A 19,569-nucleotide genomic window follows, 5' to 3' on the forward strand; every position below is an offset into this window, starting at 1 on the left:
CGGCCGCCGTCCCGATGGTACGTGAGTGACGACCTCCCGGGACGTAGTGTGTCACCAACCCGACGACGCCGTAGCTGAACACGCCTGACAGGCCCGGCGAAAGATACATACTCATCAGCGGGAAACCTCCGGACGACATGTCGATTGATACCTCTCTGCACGCGCTCGCCCGCCTCGTCGAGGCCCAACGGGCGGAGGGCGTCGGCGTAGAGAGTGTGTCGGCGACGACGGAGGGCGAGGCCCTCTCGACCACGATGCGAGTGGCGCTCCCGTTCGACCTCTCGGCAGGGGCCGAGCACGTCGAAGTCGCCGATGCCGAATACCGCGACGGCCGCGTCTGCGTCGACGTCTCGATGACGTTCGACACCGCCGAGTTGCCGGAGCTAGCCCCGGAAACACCAGCGACCACCGACTCGTCCGCCGGTGGCGAGCGAGCGGCAGACGGACCACCGGCATACAAGGACCCGGACCGCCTCCGCGAGGTGTACGAACGGTACGACTCCTTCGCGGCGATGACCGAGGCGCTCGACGTCGACGTCACCGCACAGACGGTGCGCCGGAACATGATGAAACACGGCATCCACGAACCGAACACGTCGAGCAACGAGACGGCCGACGGCGGGGCCGGCGCGAGTGACGAGTCCGCGGACGACGTGGCATCCGCGAGCGACGGCCAGGACACCCACAGCCAGGACGGGCACGCCGAGACGACACCGCTGGCGACGGCCGACGAGGAGCCCCCCGAGTTCGGCGGGGTCGACCTCCCCGAGGGCGTCACCCCCGAGACGGTCAGAGACGCCGTCGCCGAGTCGAGTTCTCTCCACGGCGTCCAGCTCGCCCTGGATCTGGAGATGCGCGAGACGCGCCAGTTGCTCCAGGACCTCGGCGTCCTCACCTACGTGACTGGCCGGCTCTCGGACCACGAGGACAAACCTGACCCCAGCGAGATCGAACAGCAGATTTACGACTCACTGGCGGCCCACGCCGACGGCGGCGACAGCCGCGAGTGAGGGACGCGACCGAACACCATAGTCCGTGTTCTTAAGGTTCCCGGCGGCAACTGCCGAGTATGAGCCAGCAGGACGGCCGCGAGCGTCCGGGCAAGGACCCGGACCTCCCGAGCAACGACGTGACAGAGGGGACCGAACGCGCCCCGCACCGAGCGATGTTCCGCGCGATGGGGTACGACGACGAGGACCTCGCCTCGCCGATGGTCGGCCTCGCCAACCCGGCGGCCGACATCACCCCGTGTAACGTCCACTTGGACGACGTCGCCGACGCCGCCTACGATGGCGTCGACGACAACGGAGGGATGCCCATCGAGTTCGGTACCATCACCATCTCCGACGCCATCTCGATGGGGACCGAGGGGATGAAAGCGAGTCTCATCTCCCGCGAGATCATCGCCGACTCCGTGGAACTGGTCGCCTTCGGCGAGCGCATGGACGGCCTGGTCACCGTCGCGGGCTGTGACAAGAACCTGCCCGGGATGATGATGGCCGCCATCCGGACGGACCTCCCGAGCGTCTTCCTCTACGGTGGCTCGATCATGCCCGGCGAGCACGACGGCCGCGAGGTCACCATCCAGAACGTCTTCGAGGGCGTCGGCGCCGTCGCCGAGGGCGATATGAGCGAGGACGAACTCGACGAGATGGAGCGCCACGCCTGTCCCGGCGCGGGCTCCTGTGGCGGGATGTTCACCGCCAACACGATGGCCTCCATCTCCGAGGCGCTGGGGCTGGCCCCGCTCGGATCGGCCGCCCCGCCCGCGGAACACGAGGAGCGCTACGACGTGGCCGAACGCGCCGGGGACCTCGTGCTGGACGCCATCGAGAACGACCGCACGCCCTCCGACATCCTCTCGAAGGAGTCCTTCGAGAACGCCATCGCCTTGCAGGTTGCCATCGGCGGGTCGACCAACGCCGTCCTCCACCTGCTCGCGCTGGCCGCCGAGGCCGACATCGACCTCTCCATCGAGGAGTTCGACGAGATCTCCCGGCGGACGCCCAAGATTGCGAACCTCCAGCCCGGCGGCACCCGCGTCATGAACGACCTCTTCGAGGTCGGCGGCGTGCCCGTGGTCGTCCGCCGTCTGCTCGAGGCCGACCTGCTCCACGGCGACGCGATGACCGTGACCGGCCGGACCATCGCGGAGGAACTCGCCCACCTCGAGGAGCAGGGCGAACTGCCCGACGACGACACCATCGACGAGGACTACCTCTACACCGTCGACGAGCCCTACCAGGAGGAGGGTGCCATCAAGATCCTCACCGGCAACCTCGCGCCCGACGGGGGCGTCCTGAAGGTGACCGGCGACGACAAGTTCCACCACGAGGGCCCCGCCCGCGTCTTCGAGGGCGAAGAAGCGGCCATGGAGTACGTCCAGACCGGCGAGATCGAGTCCGGCGACGTCATCGTCATCCGCAACGAGGGGCCACGCGGCGGCCCCGGGATGCGCGAGATGCTCGGTGTCACCGCCGCCGTCGTCGGCGCTGGCCACGAGGACGACGTGGCGCTGCTGACCGACGGCCGGTTCTCCGGTGCCACGCGGGGGCCGATGATCGGCCACGTCGCCCCCGAAGCGTACGTCGGCGGCCCAATCGGCGCCCTGCAGGACGGCGACCACGTCACCGTCGACATCCCCGACCGGACGCTCGCGGTCGACCTCTCCGACGAGGAGATCCAGCAGCGCCTCGAGGCACGCGACGAACCCGAGCCCCCGTACACGAACGGGGTGCTGGCGAAGTACGAGCAGGCGTTCGGGTCGGCGGCCAACGGTGCAGTGACGAATCCCGGCGCGAAGTGGGACTGAGGCGGTCCGGCCGTCCCTATCGGCTGCTGCCGGCCGCTCCGTGCCAAATTCTTTGGTGCAGGCACCCACAGCGACGCGCATGGAGCCGGCTGGTCCCCGTTCCGCGACCGGCGTCGCCCCGCGACCAGGTGGGCCCTCGCCGCCGGCGCGTACGCCTTCCTCTGGAGCACGGTCCTGCTGTGGCGCATGGGCGCGGTGACCGACGCCCTCGGGCAGTTGCTCCCGTTCACCACGGGTCCCCCGGCGGTCTTCCTAGCGCTGCCGGTCCCCGCCGTCGGGGCCGCCGCCTGGTGGACCGTCGTCGAGCGCCGTGGAGCGTACTCGTTCCGCCGTGGCGCTGCCGCCGGCGCGGTGACCGCGCTCGGGACGACACTGTGCTGGCTGGTCGTCTACGCGTTCGTGTGGGGGCCGCGGCTGGTGGCGACGGGCAGCATCCTGATCGCCGTCGTCCTCGTCGTGACCGTGCCGACGGCGGCGCTCGTCATGCTCCCGCTGCTGTACGTGCGCCGGCGGTGGAGCGCGGAACCGGCGAGCGCCAGCACCGCCTCGTAGGGTCCCGACGGGGGCCGGCGACGGCCGCGAGTCACAACACCCGAATAGCAGGGGCACGTAGCGAGGGGTGTGCCCGAGACGTACGTCTGTGCCAGGTGTGAGGCGACCGTCGAGCGAGAGTTCGCCGTCAAGTCGCTCATCCGCACCTGTGTCGAGTGTGGAGAACACGGCCGGTTCGTCCACGAGTCGCTGCTCGAGTCGCTGACCGAGATTCCGGCGGAGGAGCGCCCCGACGAGTGGGAGGAGATGACCCTCGACGACCGGTTCATGGACGCGGTCAAGCGCGGCCTTATCGATATCACGCGCGGGTGAGCCAGTCCGGCACCGGGGCCAGTTTCGACCCTGATAGCCGGGGGCCAAGATATTACCCGGCCACCCGAGGAGGGCAGCTGGATGAGTTGGCACGGGACGGCGGTGCTCGTCGGACTGCTCCTGGTGACGTCGGCGGTCGGGCCCGCACTCGCACAGCCGACGGATGCGATGGGCGCACTGGAATCGGACAATTCGCGGGCGCTGGCGGCGAGTCAGCCGGTACTCTCGCCGACGTATACGTTCGAGCGGGTCCCGGACGACCCGGGCGTCATCCGTGTTTCCGTCTCCCTCGACCCGCCGGGGACACTGTCGAAGCTGAAACTGTCCCTCCCGGAGGACGCCGTGGTGACCGGCGACCGGGGCTTCGAGAGCGAGACGAAAGACGGCCGGACCGTACTGACGTGGGACGGACAGCCCTCGGACCCGAGCGTCACGTACCGGGCCTCTGCGATGCACGGGGACGGGTTCGGGCGCTCGGGCTACGGCACCGACGAGTGGGCACAGTTCGGCACCGGGGCGGTGACGCCGTACGTCAAGTGGTGGTACACGGGTCAGCAGCCGGTCTTCGAGCCGCAGTACCGCGTCGCCGACGGGGAACCGGGGGTCGCGACGGACTTTCGGGTCCACCTGGGCCCCCACGAGACGTTCCGCAACGAGAGCGACGCCGGGACCGTCCGCGTCGTCGTCCCGGACCAGGCCGACCTGCGGGCAAACCGGACGGCCATCGAGACGACGCTCCTGGCCGGGATGCGTGAGCTCCGTATCGCGCCGCGAAAGGACGACCTCACGGTCTTCGTCGCGCCCGACCCGATACGGGGCGGCGGCGCGGCCGGGTCGTCTGGGTCCTACTGGGTGCACGAGGACAGCGAGACGGGCACGCTCGATAACACCTGGATACACGAGTACGTCCACGAGCGCCAGGCCTACGACACCAGCCGTGCGATGGCGTGGGTCGACGAGGGGAGCGCCCAGTACTACGCGGCGTTCGTCGCCCTGCGCACTGGCGGCGTCACCTACCGGTCGTTCCGCCAGCACGTCACCGACACGACGTACGCCGGAGCGGACCTGACGACCCCGGAGTCGTGGCCCGACGCCGACGTCGAGTACTCGAAGGGCGCCCGCGTCGTGGCGCTCGTCGACGCGCGCATCCAGCAGGAGACCGACGGCGAGCAGACCTTCCAGCAGGTCATGTACTGGATGAACGGCCACGACGGCGAGATCACCCGGGCGGTCTTTGCCGACATCGTCGAGCGGGTGGCCGGCCGGAACCTCGACGCGTTCCTCGACCGGGTGCTGACCGGGCGCCACGACGAGACGCTGCCCGACGACCCGTGGCTGTACGCCGGCGTGCGCATCGACGACCACGACGACGACGGCCTCACCAACGACGAGGAGCGGACGGCAGGGACCGGACCGTTCACCCCGGACACCGACGGCGACGGCCTGACTGACGGCCGTGAGGTGACGGTCGGGAGCGACCCGACGGTGAGAGACACCGACGGCGACGGGCTCCCCGACGCCCGCGAACTCGCGGTCGGGGCCGACCCGACGGTCGCCGATACGGACGGCGACGGCCTGGACGACGCCGAGGAGGTAGCCGGGGAGACGGACCCAGCGGGCCCCGACACTGACGGCGACGGCCTGAGCGACGGCCGCGAGGACGAACTCCGGACCGACCCGACCGACGCCGACACCGACGGGGACGGCACCGACGACGCGGCGGAGGTGAAGGCGGGCACCGACCCGCTGGCCACGCCGACGGCCACCACCGGCGGTGCGGCCGGAGTGTCCTCGACGTTGGGCGCGGCCGAGAACGCGCTCCCGGTGGTCGGAGTGGTACTGGCGCTGGTGCTTTTCGTCCTGTACCGCGGGTAGTCGGCCCTTCCTTCAGCGCCGTTCGTTCGAAAATTTTATCCAGACATACATAGATACGATTGTCCATGAGCGGGCTGTATCATCTGGTGTGTCGGGAGTGTGCGTTCGAGGGTATCTTCTCCGAACACGACGCCGCGCTTGACGAGCAGGACGGCCACGGCGAGACGTACGGCCACAGGACCGCGCTGGTCGACATCGGGGACGGACCGCCAAAGTAGTCTCCGGACCGCCAGCGTTTTGCGCTCGCTGGTCCGACAGCGAGGTATGCAGGCAGTACAGGACGCGGGACACGCTAGCCGGGGGATCTCCAGCGGCGTCCGTTCCGGCCGCGAACGGCCCGGGGTCCACACCGCAGGGCCGGACGGTGAGTCCGATGGCTGATTCGGACGCGGCGAGCGAGCAGCGCGAGACCGAGACCGGGACCGACGCCGAGGGGTACGTCCACCGCCCGAGCGGGGAACCGCCGAAACAGGCCGGCACGAGCGACGAGTTCGGCTGGCACGGGTGGACGCTCGTCGGGATGGTCGTCGTGGCGTTCCTGGTCGTCCCCGGCGCCATCCTCGTGCTCCCGGCCGCCCAGGGGGTCGTCGCGTCGCTCGGCCTGACGCTCAGGGCGGCGTACCTGACGCTCCCGCTGGTGCCCGCGTTCCTGCTGGCGGCCATCGCCGTCTGGTCGGCGCTGCGCTCGCGGGCGGAGTGACACCGATTTTCAACCCCTGTAATCGCCGAGGAACCCTTATCAGGGCGTCCACGGTAGACCGACCAACATGGCGCTGGCGACTCTCGCGACCGTCCTGCTCGCGTCCGTCGTCGGCATGGGCGTCGCGTTCCTGGTCTGGCTCCATCGCGACCGGCCCGGCGCCGGTCCGCTCGCGACGTTCGTCGTCGCCGCGAGCCTCTGGACGGTCGCCTACGGGCTGGAACTGGCCGTCCACGACCTGGCGAGGATGCAGTGGCTCCTCCAGGTCCAGCTGACGCTGTCTGTCGTCGTGCCCATCGCCTGGCTCGTCGCCGTCCTCGAGTACACCGGCCATCCCCACTGGTTGAGTCGGCGCCGGGTGGGCCTGCTGCTGGTCGAACCGGCCGTCTTCGTCACACTGGTGTGGTCCAACCCCTCGCACGGACTGGTCTGGCGCGGCCTCGAGACGGCGAGCCGCGGAGAGTTGAGCACGCTCGTGCCTGTCTGGGGGCTGGTCCGCTGGGCCCACCTGGCCTACGTCCTGGCGCTGGTGCTGGTCGGGGCTGTCCTCCTCGCGCGGCTAATGGTGCGGACGAACCAGCTGTTCCGGACCCAGGGCGTCGCGCTCGTGGCCGTCATCACGGTGCCGATGGCCGCCCACTCGCTGCACCTGCTCGCGGTGCTCCCGCCCCCGTTCGACCCGACGAGCCTGGGCTACGTCGTCTCGGGGGTCGTCCTCTCGGCGGCGATTCTCGGCGGGCAGTTGCTCGACGTGGCGCCGGTCACCCGCGACCTGGGACGGGAGGCCATCCTCGAGGAGATGGACGACAGGGTCGTCATCGTCGACGAGGCCGGGCGCATCGTCGACGTCAACGACGCCGGCGCGGCCCTCTTCGACGCCGACCCGGTCGCCCTGCTTGGCCGCCGCCTCGAGGACGAGCGGCCCGAACTGGCCGCAGCCATCCCCGGCCCGGACGAGCGGGCCCACACCGAGACGCGCCTCGAACACGACGGCGCGGTCCGCTACTACGACGTCCGCGTGACGCCGCTGTACCGGACCTACGGCGCGGTCTCCGGGCACCTCGTCAGCCTCCGGGACGTCACCGAGCGCCGCCAGCGCGAGCAGCGCATCACGGTCCTCAACCGCCTGCTGCGCCACGACATCCGCAACGAGATGAACGTCGTCAGGGGCAACGCCGACCTGCTCGCGGACCACGCCGACGCCGACGGCCACGAACGCATCGACCGCATCCTCTCGACGGTCGACGAGGTGGTCGAGCGGAGCGACAAGATCGGTGCCGTCTCCGAGGCGCTCGACGCCGAGACGCCGCGGCCGCTGGCCCTGGCGGACCTCGTCGACCCCGTCGTCGCCGAGGCGCGCGAGCGCTACCCCGACGCGGCGGTTGTCGCCGACTGCCCGGACGGCCTCCGCGTGCTGGCCGGGCCGTCGCTGACACTCGCCTTCGAGGAACTGGTCGACAACGCCGTCGAACACAGCGACGGCCCCGTGACGGTGACCATCGACGTCGACGCCGGCGACGAGGGGGTGACGGTCCGCGTCCAGGACGACGGGCCGGGCATCGCCGACCACGAGCGCGAGGTGATCAGCGCCGGGGAGGAGACGCCGCTCCAGCACGGATCGGGGGTCGGCCTGTGGCTCGTGAAGTGGGTCGTCCGGAACGTCGGCGGGACCCTGTCGTTCGTCGACGGGCCGGGGACGACCGTCGAAATCGAGCTGCCGCGGGCCGCCCGGGAGTGAGGCAGCGGCGCGCCCGGCAAGCGACCGAGAGGACGAGAGGGACCCGCGGCCAGTAACATCTCCGCGGCGCCGGTGAGCGCGGCGCCCCCTAAAGGACCAGCGCCACGCCGGCGAAGGCCGCGAGGCGCTCCCGGCCGGCGGTCAGGAAGTCGACCAGGCGGGTCTCCTGGTGGCGGTCGACGGCGACGAAGACGACGGCGACGATACCGAGCGGCGCGAGGAAGCCAGCGGGCATCCGGCGCTCACGGATTCGGGTCGTGAAAAGATAGCTAGCGTTCGTCGTCGCGCCGCATCGCGATCTCGAACCAGGGACAGAGGCGCAGTTGCCGGTAGTACTCGGGGTGCTCGCACAGGCGGTCGTAGGGGACCCACATGAGGCCGTCGACCTCCTCGGGGTTCGGGTCCAGGGTGGTGTCGGTGAGCGTCGCCTGCAGGACCGCACAGACCTCCCACTCGAGGCCCGCGTTCTCGTAGTAGCGCTTGTACTCGAAGCGGTCGGTGACACGGAGGTCGCGGTACTGGTCGGGCGAGATGCCCAGTTCGTCGTCGAGTCGTTCCTTCGTCGCTTCGACCTGGCTCTGGCCCTCGACGGGGTGGGAGGCGACGGTGCCGTCCCAGTGGGTGTCCCAGAGGCGCTTGGTCGCGGCCCGCTGGGCGAGCAACACGTTGTCGTCCTCGTCGAACAGGAGCGCCGTGAACGCCCGGTGCCGGATGCCGTCGCCGGTGTGGGCCTCGAGCCGGTTGACCAGTCCCTGCTCGTTGTCGTCGGCGTCCACCGCGATGACGTCCTGCTCGGCGTTCTTGTGTGTGCCGTCGGCGTCGGTGCTCATATGTCAGCACAATCTCGGAGGGGATTCTTACGCGCTTCGACTTTCCGCGCGGGTCAGCGCTCGTCGACGAACTGCTTGATGATCTTCTCCTCAGCCCGGTGGAGCGTCTCGCTGCAGGTGGATTTCGCGATACCGACGGCCTCGGCCAGGTCCGTCAGCGAGCAGTCCCGTGGCGTGTCGTAGTAGCCCTGCTCGACGGCGGCCTCGATGAGTTCCAGCTGGCTCTCGGTGAGCAGCTGCTCGGATTCGACACGCTGGTGGAGGCGCTCGACCTGGAACGGGATGCCGAACTCGTCGAGCTGGTCGCCCAGTTGCGAGAGCCGTTCCTGTGGCGCCGTCACCTCCCAGGAGGCCTCGCCGTCCTCGAGCGAGAAGGGCATCTCCAGCGGGATGCCCGAGCCCTGGACGGGAAAGAGCAGCAGGGGCATCGACGTCTCGAACTGTATCAGCGCCGTGTCGTCGCGGTGGGAGAGAATCTCCATCGAGGTCACCACGTCGCGCCGTTCGACGTCGGCGAGCACCGCCGGCAAGTCAGGCGCGGTCACCTCGGCGAGGCCGACGCCCGACTCGTCGCCTGGCAGTGCCGCGAGGATGCGAAAGGTGACGTCGTGGCTCCGCGAGACGTCGCCGATCCAGGTCCCCTCCGGTATCGTGAGCGAGAGTTCTGCGCGTGGCATCGTATGTCCGAAGATATTCGCCCTGCTATGGAGGGTGTAGTCCCGAACATGTTCGGTTTGTTCGCCCGTAGTTATATCACTTGCCCGCCGAACCCCGGTAAATGACGGGCCGAACCCGTTCGGGCCCGGCCAAGGCTTATCTGCGTCGGCGGCCGCGTTCGACCATGGAACGGGTCACGCTTTCGCGGACGGTCGACGCCGACCCGGAGACGGTCAGGGCCCTGATAACGGACGTCCAGCCGTTCATGGACGCGCTCGGCCTGGACAACGTGACCGTCGACGGCGATCGTATCACCCTCCAGAACCGGATGGGACTCTTCGACATCGAACTCGAACTGGAGGTCGTCGACGTCGAGGGGGCCGTCTTCGCCTACGAACAACGCGAGGGCGTCTTCGAGACGATGCGGACCGAGTACACCGTCCAGGAAGTGCCGGCGGGGGCCGAGGTGACTGCCACCACCGAGTTCAGCGCCGTCGACTTCGCGGTGATCGGTGAGGTGCTGGACGCGACCATCGTGGAACGCCAGCGTCGCAAGGAGCTGACCGCCCAGCTGGACTGGCTCGAGCGCCAGGTCGCCGCGTGACCGGACCCGTTTAAGCACCCGAACATCTGCGGGAGAGGACAGAGGGCGGTGGCAGTGCTATCTGGGAGCATGCCCGAGACAGACGTCCCGCCGGTCACCGAGTCGGTCCACGACAACTCCTGGTCGGCGAACCTCGAACGGCCGGTCCACGCCGAGGACCGCGCGCTGGTCGTCGAACAGGCCCTCACCGCCGTCGAGCACACGACGCCGGGGAACCACGTCAACCTCGTGACCCACGCCGCCCACGGCCACCCGGAGACCTACCTCTTCGACGCGCTGGAAGCGGAGTTCGGGGCGCAGGTGGCTAGCGAGTACGTCGAGCAGTGTGGCTGTGGCGGACACGTCACCCGCGTCCACGTCGAGGGTCGATGACCCCGGCCGTCGCCGTCGACGAGCGGCCGCTGGTGCTCATCTGGGAGGTGACCCAGGCCTGCGGGCTGGCCTGCAAGCACTGCCGGGCCGACGCGAACCCACAGCGTCACCCCGCGGAACTGTCCACCGAGGAGGGTATGGCCCTGCTCGACGACGCGGCCGCGTTCGGCGAGGGCCAGTTGGTCGTCCTCTCCGGCGGCGATCCGCTGGCCCGCGACGACGTGGCCGACCTCGTCGAGTACGGGACCGAGCGGGGCCTGCGGATGACGCTGACCCCGAGCGGGACGTCGTCGCTCACCCGCGAGCGACTGGCCGACCTCGAGCGAGCGGGACTCAGACGGCTGGCGCTCTCGCTGGACGGGGCCACGGAGGCCGCCCACGACGGCTTCCGGGGCGTCTCGGGCAGCTTCGAGTCGACCATGGCGGCTGCCGAGGCGGCCCGTGACCTCGACGTACCGCTGCAGGTGAACACCACCGTCTGTGCGGAGACGGTGTCGGAACTGCCGGCCATCCGCGACCGGGTCGCGGAACTCGGGGCGGTCCTCTGGTCCGTGTTCTTCCTCGTGCCGGTCGGCCGGGGCCGGGTGCTGACGCCCGTCGACCCGGCCCGGGCCGAGCGCGTGATGGCGTGGCTCCACGAGGTCCGCGAGGCGGCCCCGTTCGGCGTCAAGACGACCGAAGCCCCCCACTTCCGCCGCGTCGGCATCCAGGATCGCGACGGCGGCGCGGCCCCGCCGCGACGGCGGACCGGCATCCGTGCCGGCAAGGGGTTCGCCTTCGTCAGCCACACCGGCGAAGTGTACCCGTCGGGCTTCCTCCCCGAGTCCACCGGAAACGTCCGCGATGAGTCGGTCGTCTCCATCTACCGCGACTCGGCGCTGTTCCAGCGCCTCCGCGACGACGACGCGCTCACCGGCAAATGCGGGGCCTGCGAGTACCGGGGTGTCTGTGGCGGGAGCCGGTCGCGGGCCTACGCGACGACGGGCGACCCGCTGGCGGCGGATCCGCTGTGTGCCTACGACCCCGGGATTCGACGGGTCGGTCCCCGACCAGCACCCGGCCGATTGAGGGGATTTTTCAGCCACTGGGAACTGGCGCGGAGCGTTTTGTACCGGTGTGTCGAAGGGACCGGTATGAGCGCATCGGGGATCAGAGTCGAGCTCTCGGTCGACTCCGGCGAGGCCTGTCCCATCGCGAACATCTCGGACGAGGCCGGCACGGTGGTGACCAACGTCGCCCGGAGCACCGTGGGCACCGACGGGCGAGAGGTCGAGGAGTTCACCGTGACGGACGACGGGCCCGTCGCAGACCGGACCGACGTCCAGCGGGTGTTCGAAGCGGACCGGGGCGGTCGGTACCGTCTCGAGGAGCGGGCGGCGACCTGTCCCTGCGAGTCCGTCGAGGAGTTCGCCTGTCCCGTCTCGGACGTCCAGGCCGAGGACGGCCAGTTGCTGTTGACGTTCTACGCGCCGGACATCGACCGGGTCCGAGCCATCGTGACCCGCATGCGGGACCTCTACGAGGGCGTCTCCCTGCGCTCGCTCCGACAGAATGGCACCGCTGCCAGCGAAGACTCCGTGCTCGTCGACCGCGGCCAGCTCACGGACCGCCAGCGCGAGGTGCTCGAGACGGCGGTCGAGATGGGCTACTTCGAGTACCCGAAAGGGGCCAACGCCGGCGAGGTGGCCGAGGCGCTCGACATCACCGTCTCGACGTTCGCCGAACACCTCGCGGCCGCCGAGACGAAACTGCTGGGCAGCATCGTCGAGAACTGAGCCGGTCAGCCGCGCTGTCGAGCGAACGCCCCGTTGAGCAGCCACGCGTACAGGAGAGCCCCGCCGAGCGCGACGGCCTCGCCCGCCGTCTGGAGCACCGGTAGCCCGGTCAGGCCGCCGCCCACCTGCACAGCCAGGCCGCCGGCCAGTAGCGCGATCGAGACCAGCGCCGTCCGGTCGGACGCGAACGGTACCTGCCCGACCGACGGCGGGTAGAACTGGTAGGCGGCGCCGACGGCGGTCAGGCCGAGGAAGCCCAGCAGCATCGTCCGGTAATGGGCGCTAACCAGCGCCGGGTCGCGCCCGACGACGAGGGTGGCGAGCGCCAGCGCGACCCCGGCGACGCCCGCGAGGACGGCGACCAGCACCGCATAGAAGCCCACCCGGCGGCGGTCCGAGCGGGCGAACAGGACGAGGTACGCCAGCGCGAACCCGACGACGGCGAACGCCTCGAACGCACCCCCGACGAGCACGAACAGGGGGTCGAACAGCCCGACCCCGAGGAGGGCGGGTCCGGCCGCTCCGGTCGGGAGCACGACGGCGACCAGGGTGCGGGGCGGACTCGCCACGAGGAACCGGGGGAACAGCCGAAAGCCGACGCCGAAGACGAACAGCGCCGCCGTGCCGGCCGCGAGCAGGTGCGACGCCTGCATCGTCGCCAGCGGCGCCCCGCCGGTCACCGTCCACAGGTGCCCGCCAGTCCCGAGCACGAGGTAGCCCAGCGCGACGGGAACGACGGCGTTGGCCGCCCGGTCGACCGGTTCGCGGTGGGCGTTGGCTCCGCCGGTCCCCGTGGCGGCGCCCGTCAGGTTGTCCCGGAGCGTCCACCCGAGCGTCGCGACGAAGACGGCGACCCCGGCGGCCCACAGGCCCGCACCGAGCGGTCCGACCCACCCGGGACCGACCGGCGAGAGCGCGATGCCGGCGGCACCGAGCACCGAGAGCGGGAGTGGACCAGCGGGGCACGCGGGGCCGCGAGCGGCCGGTCGAAGTACGAGGGGACCAGCGCGTAGGCCTTCCCGAACAGCACGTGCAGGACGAAGCCGTAGAGCGCCAGCGGGACGACAACCCGCCGGCCGGCGTCCAGGAGCATCGCGACGTGGGCGGCCAGGAGAAAGCCGGCGCTCGCGGCGACGAAGCCCCGTGACCCCTGGGAGACGAGTTGCGAGCGAGTCACCCGTCGTGTGCCTCACTCGCGTCGTATGGTGACATGCCACATGTTACTGTCGACTCGTTCCGTCTCGTGGGCGAATCCCCGTGCGTCCAACACGTCGTAGAGGGGGACCGGTTCGAAGGCGCTGACGAGTCGGAGCGTCTCCTTGGAACCGAGCGTCTCGAGGGCCGAGACGATCTCGGGGAACGGTTCGCCGTCGATGGCGCTGACGTCGAGTTCGGTGACTGAGGTGTCCGCTGCCATACCGGGATAGTCCGTCCCCACCGAGCAATCGCTGTCCCCGAACGTGTTCGTCCGAGCGGCGCGTCGACCGCTGGCGCGCCCGACGGTGGCATCGCTCGCGAATGTCGTCGTAGATGAGATGGCTGGGGAGTTTTGACCCCAATAGCGACCGGAACCGGTCGCCGGTTGGAGTGGGCCAACTCGGATTTGAACCGAGAGCCTCCCGGTTATCAGCCGAGCGCTCAACCTGATTGAGCTATTGGCCCAGGTGAGCGCATCAGAGTGTACCCGAGGGGTATTGAAAAGGGTAACGTTTCGCCCCGCCGAGCGTGGGAAACCGCACCAGGGAACCGCCAGTCAGCTGTCGCGTTCCTCGAAGTCGACGTCGGTGGCCTGGTCCGGGTCGAACCCGCTGGAGCGGTCGTCGGTCCCCGAGCCACCGCCGGACCCGGAGGCGCCGCCAGGGCCGGGCCCGCCCGCTCCGGAGCCCGCGGGCGCGCCGTCCTCGTCGGGGAAGCCGCCGATGTAGATCTGGCCGCTGCCGAGGCCGCCGGTCCGGGCGTCGACGTAGGGGACGATGACCCACCGCCGAAGTCCCGCGCGGATGGGGTACCGCGTGAACGGCACCGCGAGCAGCAGGCCGACGAAGTCCGTCACCAGGCCGGGCGTGAGGAAGAACGCGCCGGCCGCGATGAGGAGGCCGCCGTCGATGAGCTCGTTCGTCGGGAGTTCGCCGGTCACGACCTTCTCCTGGATGGCCCGGAGGGTGGCCCGGCCCTCCGCGCGGACCAGCAACATCCCCACGAGCGCGGTCAGCACGACCAGGGCGACGGTCACCAGCGGCCCGAAGAAGGGGATGGCGACCGTCACCAGCAGGACGATGTCGAACAGCGGGATGAGCAACAGCAGCCCGATGACCCGGAGCATACCCGTCGTAGTGGGGCCGGCCCCAAACGCCTTTCGAGACGGCCAGCTGGCACTGGCGGTCGCTCGCCCGGGTCACCCACGCTCGTGGACCCGCACGCGGACCGGCTCGGCCGGCGCGAGCGTGATGCGCATCGCGAGGTCCAGCGGGGGTTCGGTGCCCGCCTCGAACCGGTAGCGCTGGGCGATGGTGGCGATGGCGAGTTTCGCCTCCATGCGCGCGAAGCGCATCCCGATGCAGTGGCGCGGACCGCCCCCGAACGGGTAGTAGGCGTAGTCCGGCAGGTCGGCCTCGAAGTCGTCGGTCCAGCGCGCCGGGCGGAAGGCGTCGGGGTCGTCGTACCACCGCGCGTCGCGGTGGACGAGGTACTGCGGGAGCGTCAGTTGCGCCTCGGGGCCGACGTCGTAGCCGCCCAGCGTCACCTGCTGGGTCGGCTGGCGGAAGACGGTGAACGCGGGCGGGTAGAGTCGCAGCACCTCGGTTAGCACGTCGTCGAGGTAGGGTAGCTCGAAGAGGTCCGCCGGCGTCGGGTCCGCGCCGTCCAGCGTCGCGTCGAGCTCGGCGTGGAGTTGCCGCTGGACCTCGGGGTGGTTCGCCAGCAGGAACCAGGCGTAGGTCAGCGTCAGCGCCGTCGTGTCGTGGCCGGCGACGAGGAAGGTGAGCAACTGGTGAGAGAGGCGCTCGCGGTCCATCGTCTCGTCGTCCAGCGACAGCAGCAGGGAGAGCACGTCGTCGCGGGCCTCGCGCGTCGCGGCGTCTTCGCGCTGGCGCCTGGCGACGACGTCGTCGAGCGTCGACTCGAAGGCCGCCCGCGTCCGCCGGACCCGGCGGTTGACCGGCGTCGGCACGGACAGCGGGAGGTAGGCAGAGAGCGTCCGCGGGTCGAGTCGGTCCCGGAGTGCGTCGAGCAACGGTTCGAGGGTGGCGGCCGTCGCGTCGACGTCGACGTCGAGCAGCGTCTTCCCGAGGATGCGCAGCGTCAGCGACTGCATCTCGGGGAGGACGGCCACCCGCTGGCCGTCGGTCCACCCGCCGGCGGTGTCGCGCGCGAAGTCGGTCATCGTCTCGCCGTAGGTCTCGATGCGCTCGCGGTAGAACGCGGGCTGGAGCGCCGTCCGCTGGCGCTGCCACTCCTCGCCCTCGAGCAGGAACAGGCCCTCGCCGATGAACTGGCCCAGCGTATCGTAGAGCAGCTGTCCCTTCTCGTAGTCGGCGGCGTCGGTGACCAGCACCTGCTCGACGAGGTCCGGGTGGGTCAGGAAGTAACCCCGCGTCCGCGCGACGTGGTAGCCGACGACGTCGGCGTCGACGCGCCCCGCGCGGTCGTAGAAACCCAGCGGGTCCCGCAGCATCGCGAGCGTGTTGTCGACCCGGGACGCGTCCGAGCGTGGGGGGTCGGTCGCCGGGTGTGACCGGTCCCGAATCCTCGCGAGCCGCCTGGTGGCTGGCCATGTTGCGGATTGGGACAGCCGACAGTTCCGTCTTTCGTCGCCCATGAGAGGGCATTTGTACGCCCACCTCCGACACGACGCCATGGACGAGTTCGCGGCGGACACGAAAGTCGAGTGGCGCGAGTGGGGGCCCGCGGCCTTCGAGCGCGCCGCCGGCGCCGGCAAGCCGGTCCTGCTGTCGCTCTCGGTGCCCTGGAGCGCGGAGTGCCGGGCGATGGACCGGGCGACGTTCGGCGAACCGCGCATCGCGGCCAACATCAACGACGGGTTCGTCCCCGTCCGGGTCGACGCCGACCGGAACCCACGGGTCCGCGAGCGCTACACGATGGGCGGGTTCCCCTCGACGGTGTTCCTGACGCCCAGCGGCGAGGTCATCACGGGCGCGACGTTCCTCGGCCCGGAGGGGTTCCGGGGCATCCTCGACAGCGTCCGGGAGTCCTGGGACGCCCAGGGCGAGTCCGCCGGGTCGGTGCCCCGCCAGCTGCAAGACGAGGCGCCGCCGGCAGGCGACCTGCGGCCGCGCATCGAGGAGCACATGATAGAACAGCTGCTGGGGTCGTTCGACGACGAGTTCGGCGGCTGGGGTGGAGATGTGAAGTTTCCGCTGCCCCGGACCATCGAGTTCGCGCTGGTCAGAGCGCGCGACCAGGCGACGCGGACGCTAGAAGCGATTCGAACGCACCTGCTGGACACCTACGACGGCGGGTTCTACCGGTACGCCACCGAGCGCAACTGGGGGAACCCGCGCCGGGAGAAACTGCTGGACGAGAACGCGGCGCTCGTCCGGGCGTTCGCGCTGGGCTACCGGTACACGGGGACCGAGGCCTACCGCGACGCCGCCGTCCGGACCATCGAGTACCTCACGACGGACCTCTGGACGGGCGACGCCTTCGCGGGCAGCCAGGCCGGCGACGACGACTACTACCGGATGAGCGCCGGCGAGCGCGAGGACGCGGACGCGCCCCACGTCGACGGGACGGTGTTCGCCGACCGGAACGGCCTGGCCGTCGACGCGCTGTGCTGGTACCACGCCTACACGGACGACGAGCGGGCGGCGTCCTACGCCCGGCGCGCTCGCGACCACGTCTGCGAGACGCTGGTCGACGACGGCGAGGTGACCCACTACGACGGCGCGGACAGCGAGTCGGGGCTGCTGGGCGACCAGGCCCAGCTGCTCCAGGGGCTGACCGCGAGCTGGCAGGTGCTGGGCGAGGCCGGACCCGCCGAAGCCGTCGCCGACTGGACCGTCAAGCACCGCCAGCAGGCCAGTGGCGCGTTCCGCGACGGCCCCGACAGCGGGGCCGGACTCTGTGGCCGGTCGCTGCACCCACTGGACGCGACGGTCGAACTGGCCGACGCGCTCGTCGACCTCGCGGCGCTGACCGGGGACGAGGCGTACCGGGAGACGGCCCGGGAGGCCGTCGAATCGTTCGCCGGCGCGGCCGAACGCATGGGCGTCGAGGTGGCGGGCTACGCCACTGTCGCGGCCCGCCTCCAGGACCCTCGGCACGTCACGGTGGGCACCGAGGCCGGGTCGGACCTCCACCGGGCGGCGCTCCGTCTGGCCGACCACGAGACGACCGTCGTCCCCGACCCCGACGGCGACGGGACCGCCCGAGTTGTCGAGGACGGCGCCGTCGCCGGGTCGGCGTCGACGCCGGCCGCCCTGGAGGCCGTCCTCACCGACGGCGAGGGCGACCGGTAAGCAGTCGCAGGCAGTCGGGGCGCACTCGCGAAAACAGTAAACGCCCGATACGTTTTTGCGACCCGGCCGTCAGGAACGACCATGGCCAGCCTACGCGATCTGGGGCTCTCCGAGTACGAGGCGCGGGCGTACCGCTCGCTGCTCGAGACCGGTCCGACGACGGCGAAAGAGCTGTCCCGGGCGAGCGACGTCCCGATGGGGCGGGTCTACGACGTGTTGAACAGCCTCGAGACGTACAACCTGGTGCGGAGTCAGACGGCGAGTCGCCCCAAGAAGTACGTCGCCGTCGAACCGGACACGGCGCTGGACCGGTTGCTCGAGGACAAGAAGCGCGAGCTCGACGAGAAGGCCCAGCAGTACGAGGACATCGTCGACGACCTGGGCGACCAGCTGGAGACCGGCGACCCGGTCGAGGAGCCGTTCTGGACGGCGGCGGTCGGCCCCGAGGAGACGCTGGACCTCCTGCTCGAGCGCCTGGCGGCCGCCGACGACCACATCGTCGTCGTGGGCACCGCGCCCGCGAGGCAGATGGACATCCTCGCGGCGACCGAGCGCATCGTCGACCAGCTCGAGGCCGCGCTGGAGCGGGGCGTCGAGGTGTCCCTGCTCGTCCGGCCGGACCTCTTCGAGGACCTCCCGGACGCCGCCAACCGCGAGTACTACGAGCGTCTCTCGCCGTACGACAACTACGCCGCCCGCGCCAGTCAGAACGTCTCGACGACGTTCGAGCTCATCGACGACGTCGAGGTGTGCATCGAGGTACCCCACCCGCTGGGACGGGAGGAGACCTTCGGCGTCATCGACCTGAAGGACCCGGAGTTCACCCGTGACGTCCGCGACGCCTTCACGGAACACTGGGCGGACGCGACGCCCATCGGCCCGCCCTGAGCCGCTTGTCTCAGTCGTCGGCGAGGCGGTCTTCTTCGACCTCGGTCCGGAGCGTCCCGAACTCGGCGACCCGCTCGGCGTGGGCGTTGTGCTGGTGGATGGACTCGTCGTTGGACTGTTTCATCGTGACGATGGCGTCGTCCGGCAGGTCCGGGAAGTGCTCGACGACGCCCTCGGCCATCGACCGCACGCAGTCCTCGACGAACTTCGCGTCCCTGTGGGACTCGTAGGTCATGTGGTCCTCGTCGGGGCGCTTCGCGAGGTTGTAGATGCGGGCGCTCATCGAGTCCCGAGCCACCTCGATGAGCTCGTTGAGGTCGACCTCCGGCGCGCCGTCGCTCTCGACGGTCAGCGTGGCGTGGCCCCGCTGGGAGTGGCCCGGTTGTGGGACGTTCGCCAGGAACTCCTCGATGACCTCGTCCTCGACGTCCAGGCCTCGCAGCGTCTCGCGGGCGCGGGCCGTCGACATCCCCTGCGAGCAGGGACAGACCGTCATGCCGACGACGCGGGCGCCGATCTCCTCGCTGGTGCCCTCTTCGGTTGCCGACGCCGAGGCGATGATGTCGGCGGTCGATTGTGTCGCCATCCCGGACTCGGGGGTCTTCTCGCGGGTGACGTACTCCGCTTCCATCCTGACCTCGGCCCGGGTCGTGTAGTCGTGCTTCTCGAGCAGCAGTTCTGCGGCGTCCCCACAGACGTCCTCGACGCGGTAGGCCTCCTCGGAGACCGCCGTCTCCAGGGTCTCGTCGATGACTTCCATGTTCCGGGACATGTCGGCTCCCTTCCGCCACGAGGGGAGGTCGACGAACACCTCGAACTCGGCCATGAGCACGATGGGGTCCTGGTTCTTCCGCCCCAGTTTGAGGAGTTTCTCGACGCCGGTCACGCCGACGCGGTTGAGACCGACTGTCACGTCCGGACTCGACGCCTGCACGTCCGGGAGTTGCTGGCTCATTGACCCGTCGTTAGGACGAGAC

21 protein-coding genes, 1 tRNA gene and 2 pseudogenes are annotated in these 19,569 nt (G+C 70.2%); 15 read left to right on the plus strand and 9 right to left on the minus strand.

Annotation, left to right across the window (positions count from 1 at the left end; all coding sequences use genetic code 11):
• Nucleotides 1–137 precede the first annotated feature (137 nt).
• The 8 genes from P1N55_RS07810 (at nt 138) to P1N55_RS07845 (ending at nt 7,989) form a co-directional block, all read left to right on the plus strand.
• The gene (locus tag P1N55_RS07810; RefSeq protein ID WP_276278360.1) at nt 138–1,010 is read left to right on the plus strand and encodes a hypothetical protein; all 873 of its coding nucleotides are present in this window, start codon (nt 138–140) and stop codon (nt 1,008–1,010) included.
• 59 nt (nt 1,011–1,069) lie between these two features.
• A complete protein-coding gene (ilvD, locus tag P1N55_RS07815) occupies nt 1,070–2,812 on the plus strand; it encodes a dihydroxy-acid dehydratase (RefSeq protein ID WP_276278361.1) in 1,743 nt (580 codons plus the stop codon).
• Between the two features lie 186 nt (nt 2,813–2,998).
• Nucleotides 2,999–3,364 (plus strand): hypothetical protein, encoded by a 366-nt coding sequence (locus P1N55_RS07820; protein WP_276278362.1) that lies wholly within the window; start codon nt 2,999–3,001, stop codon nt 3,362–3,364.
• Nucleotides 3,365–3,433: 69 nt separating this feature from the next.
• A complete protein-coding gene (locus P1N55_RS07825) occupies nt 3,434–3,676 on the plus strand; it encodes a hypothetical protein (protein ID WP_276278363.1) in 243 nt (80 codons plus the stop codon).
• Between the two features lie 81 nt (nt 3,677–3,757).
• Entirely contained in the window at nt 3,758–5,551 is a 1,794-nt protein-coding gene (locus P1N55_RS07830; protein WP_276278364.1) for a hypothetical protein, read from the plus strand.
• Nucleotides 5,552–5,616: 65 nt separating this feature from the next.
• Nucleotides 5,617–5,769 carry a hypothetical protein gene (locus P1N55_RS07835; RefSeq protein WP_276278365.1) on the plus strand — a complete coding sequence of 51 codons (153 nt, stop codon included), beginning with the start codon at nt 5,617–5,619 and terminating at the stop codon, nt 5,767–5,769.
• Between the two features lie 155 nt (nt 5,770–5,924).
• Complete coding sequence (locus P1N55_RS07840; protein ID WP_276278366.1) at nt 5,925–6,251, plus strand: hypothetical protein; 327 nt, start codon at nt 5,925–5,927, stop codon at nt 6,249–6,251.
• 67 nt (nt 6,252–6,318) lie between these two features.
• A complete protein-coding gene (locus P1N55_RS07845; RefSeq protein WP_276278367.1) occupies nt 6,319–7,989 on the plus strand; it encodes a sensor histidine kinase in 1,671 nt (556 codons plus the stop codon).
• 88 nt (nt 7,990–8,077) lie between these two features.
• Here P1N55_RS07845 and P1N55_RS07850 read toward each other — a convergent pair whose 3' ends face one another.
• From P1N55_RS07850 to P1N55_RS07860, 3 genes are read right to left on the minus strand one after another with little or no spacing between them, the layout of a single operon-like run.
• Nucleotides 8,078–8,224 carry a hypothetical protein gene (locus P1N55_RS07850; protein ID WP_276278368.1) on the minus strand — a complete coding sequence of 49 codons (147 nt, stop codon included), beginning with the start codon at nt 8,222–8,224 and terminating at the stop codon, nt 8,078–8,080.
• A 34-nt stretch (nt 8,225–8,258) separates the two neighbouring features.
• Nucleotides 8,259–8,819 carry an isopentenyl-diphosphate Delta-isomerase gene (locus P1N55_RS07855; protein ID WP_276278369.1) on the minus strand — a complete coding sequence of 187 codons (561 nt, stop codon included), beginning with the start codon at nt 8,817–8,819 and terminating at the stop codon, nt 8,259–8,261.
• Nucleotides 8,820–8,872: 53 nt separating this feature from the next.
• Nucleotides 8,873–9,496: a helix-turn-helix domain-containing protein gene (locus P1N55_RS07860; RefSeq protein ID WP_276278370.1), complete on the minus strand. Its 624-nt coding sequence runs from the start codon at nt 9,494–9,496 to the stop codon at nt 8,873–8,875.
• A gap of 164 nt (nt 9,497–9,660) precedes the next feature.
• On the opposite strand from P1N55_RS07860, the gene P1N55_RS07865 reads away from it, so the two are divergent.
• The 5 genes and pseudogenes from P1N55_RS07865 (at nt 9,661) to P1N55_RS19915 (ending at nt 12,227) form a co-directional block, all read left to right on the plus strand.
• On the plus strand, nt 9,661–10,080 hold the full coding sequence (locus P1N55_RS07865) for an SRPBCC family protein (RefSeq protein WP_276278371.1): 420 nt from the start codon (nt 9,661–9,663) through the stop codon (nt 10,078–10,080).
• A 69-nt stretch (nt 10,081–10,149) separates the two neighbouring features.
• Nucleotides 10,150–10,452, plus strand: coding sequence for a CGCGG family putative rSAM-modified RiPP protein (locus P1N55_RS07870; protein WP_276278372.1), 303 nt, complete (start codon nt 10,150–10,152; stop codon nt 10,450–10,452).
• Nucleotides 10,449–11,520, plus strand: a pseudogene (locus P1N55_RS07875) (radical SAM protein). Before P1N55_RS07870 ends, P1N55_RS07875 begins: the two are co-directional and overlap by 4 nt.
• A gap of 83 nt (nt 11,521–11,603) precedes the next feature.
• Nucleotides 11,604–11,990, plus strand: a pseudogene (locus P1N55_RS20115) (helix-turn-helix domain-containing protein); the annotation flags it as partial.
• Between the two features lie 39 nt (nt 11,991–12,029).
• On the plus strand, nt 12,030–12,227 hold the full coding sequence (locus P1N55_RS19915) for a helix-turn-helix domain-containing protein (RefSeq protein ID WP_455429089.1): 198 nt from the start codon (nt 12,030–12,032) through the stop codon (nt 12,225–12,227).
• Between the two features lie 5 nt (nt 12,228–12,232).
• On the opposite strand, the gene P1N55_RS07885 is transcribed toward P1N55_RS19915, so the two are convergent.
• From P1N55_RS07885 to P1N55_RS07905, 5 genes are all read right to left on the minus strand, one after another.
• On the minus strand, nt 12,233–13,165 hold the full coding sequence (locus tag P1N55_RS07885; protein WP_276278373.1) for a hypothetical protein: 933 nt from the start codon (nt 13,163–13,165) through the stop codon (nt 12,233–12,235).
• Nucleotides 13,166–13,416: 251 nt separating this feature from the next.
• Complete coding sequence (locus P1N55_RS07890; protein ID WP_276278374.1) at nt 13,417–13,644, minus strand: DUF2249 domain-containing protein; 228 nt, start codon at nt 13,642–13,644, stop codon at nt 13,417–13,419.
• A gap of 171 nt (nt 13,645–13,815) precedes the next feature.
• Nucleotides 13,816–13,889: transfer RNA gene (locus P1N55_RS07895), tRNA-Ile, on the minus strand.
• 91 nt (nt 13,890–13,980) lie between these two features.
• The gene (locus P1N55_RS07900; protein WP_276278375.1) at nt 13,981–14,550 is read right to left on the minus strand and encodes an FxsA family protein; all 570 of its coding nucleotides are present in this window, start codon (nt 14,548–14,550) and stop codon (nt 13,981–13,983) included.
• A gap of 72 nt (nt 14,551–14,622) precedes the next feature.
• Nucleotides 14,623–15,900: a cytochrome P450 gene (locus P1N55_RS07905; RefSeq protein ID WP_276278376.1), complete on the minus strand. Its 1,278-nt coding sequence runs from the start codon at nt 15,898–15,900 to the stop codon at nt 14,623–14,625.
• A 181-nt stretch (nt 15,901–16,081) separates the two neighbouring features.
• Here P1N55_RS07905 and P1N55_RS07910 point away from each other — a divergent pair, with 181 nt between their 5' ends.
• Both P1N55_RS07910 and P1N55_RS07915 read left to right on the plus strand, forming a co-directional pair.
• Nucleotides 16,082–17,704 carry a DUF255 domain-containing protein gene (locus P1N55_RS07910; protein WP_276278377.1) on the plus strand — a complete coding sequence of 541 codons (1,623 nt, stop codon included), beginning with the start codon at nt 16,082–16,084 and terminating at the stop codon, nt 17,702–17,704.
• An 81-nt stretch (nt 17,705–17,785) separates the two neighbouring features.
• Nucleotides 17,786–18,592 (plus strand): TrmB family transcriptional regulator, encoded by an 807-nt coding sequence (locus P1N55_RS07915; protein WP_276278378.1) that lies wholly within the window; start codon nt 17,786–17,788, stop codon nt 18,590–18,592.
• A gap of 10 nt (nt 18,593–18,602) precedes the next feature.
• Here P1N55_RS07915 and mptA read toward each other — a convergent pair whose 3' ends face one another.
• A complete protein-coding gene (mptA, locus tag P1N55_RS07920; protein WP_276278379.1) occupies nt 18,603–19,547 on the minus strand; it encodes a GTP cyclohydrolase MptA in 945 nt (314 codons plus the stop codon).
• Between the last annotated feature and the right edge of the window lie 22 nt (nt 19,548–19,569).

It is taken from the genome of Haloarcula regularis, from assembly GCF_029338315.1.
Lineage (GTDB): Archaea > Halobacteriota > Halobacteria > Halobacteriales > Haloarculaceae > Haloarcula > Haloarcula regularis.

Bases quoted from the DNA above. Each gene is read 5' to 3' on its own strand.
- mptA (WP_276278379.1), bottom strand. From the start codon at position 19,547: ATGAGCCAGCAACTCCCGGACGTGCAGGCGTCGAGTCCGGACGTGACA.
- P1N55_RS07900 (WP_276278375.1), bottom strand. From the start codon at position 14,550: ATGCTCCGGGTCATCGGGCTGCTGTTGCTCATCCCGCTGTTCGACATC.
- P1N55_RS07890 (WP_276278374.1), bottom strand. From the start codon at position 13,644: ATGGCAGCGGACACCTCAGTCACCGAACTCGACGTCAGCGCCATCGAC.
- P1N55_RS07905 (WP_276278376.1), bottom strand. From the start codon at position 15,900: ATGCTGCGGGACCCGCTGGGTTTCTACGACCGCGCGGGGCGCGTCGAC.
- P1N55_RS07860 (WP_276278370.1), bottom strand. From the start codon at position 9,496: ATGCCACGCGCAGAACTCTCGCTCACGATACCGGAGGGGACCTGGATC.
- P1N55_RS07855 (WP_276278369.1), bottom strand. From the start codon at position 8,819: ATGAGCACCGACGCCGACGGCACACACAAGAACGCCGAGCAGGACGTC.
- P1N55_RS07835 (WP_276278365.1), top strand. From the start codon at position 5,617: ATGAGCGGGCTGTATCATCTGGTGTGTCGGGAGTGTGCGTTCGAGGGT.
- ilvD (WP_276278361.1), top strand. From the start codon at position 1,070: ATGAGCCAGCAGGACGGCCGCGAGCGTCCGGGCAAGGACCCGGACCTC.
- P1N55_RS07840 (WP_276278366.1), top strand. From the start codon at position 5,925: ATGGCTGATTCGGACGCGGCGAGCGAGCAGCGCGAGACCGAGACCGGG.
- P1N55_RS07830 (WP_276278364.1), top strand. From the start codon at position 3,758: ATGAGTTGGCACGGGACGGCGGTGCTCGTCGGACTGCTCCTGGTGACG.
- P1N55_RS07870 (WP_276278372.1), top strand. From the start codon at position 10,150: ATGCCCGAGACAGACGTCCCGCCGGTCACCGAGTCGGTCCACGACAAC.
- P1N55_RS07915 (WP_276278378.1), top strand. From the start codon at position 17,786: ATGGCCAGCCTACGCGATCTGGGGCTCTCCGAGTACGAGGCGCGGGCG.
- P1N55_RS07845 (WP_276278367.1), top strand. From the start codon at position 6,319: ATGGCGCTGGCGACTCTCGCGACCGTCCTGCTCGCGTCCGTCGTCGGC.
- P1N55_RS07910 (WP_276278377.1), top strand. From the start codon at position 16,082: ATGGACGAGTTCGCGGCGGACACGAAAGTCGAGTGGCGCGAGTGGGGG.
- P1N55_RS07810 (WP_276278360.1), top strand. From the start codon at position 138: ATGTCGATTGATACCTCTCTGCACGCGCTCGCCCGCCTCGTCGAGGCC.
- P1N55_RS07865 (WP_276278371.1), top strand. From the start codon at position 9,661: ATGGAACGGGTCACGCTTTCGCGGACGGTCGACGCCGACCCGGAGACG.
- P1N55_RS07820 (WP_276278362.1), top strand. From the start codon at position 2,999: ATGGGCGCGGTGACCGACGCCCTCGGGCAGTTGCTCCCGTTCACCACG.
- P1N55_RS07850 (WP_276278368.1), bottom strand. From the start codon at position 8,224: ATGCCCGCTGGCTTCCTCGCGCCGCTCGGTATCGTCGCCGTCGTCTTC.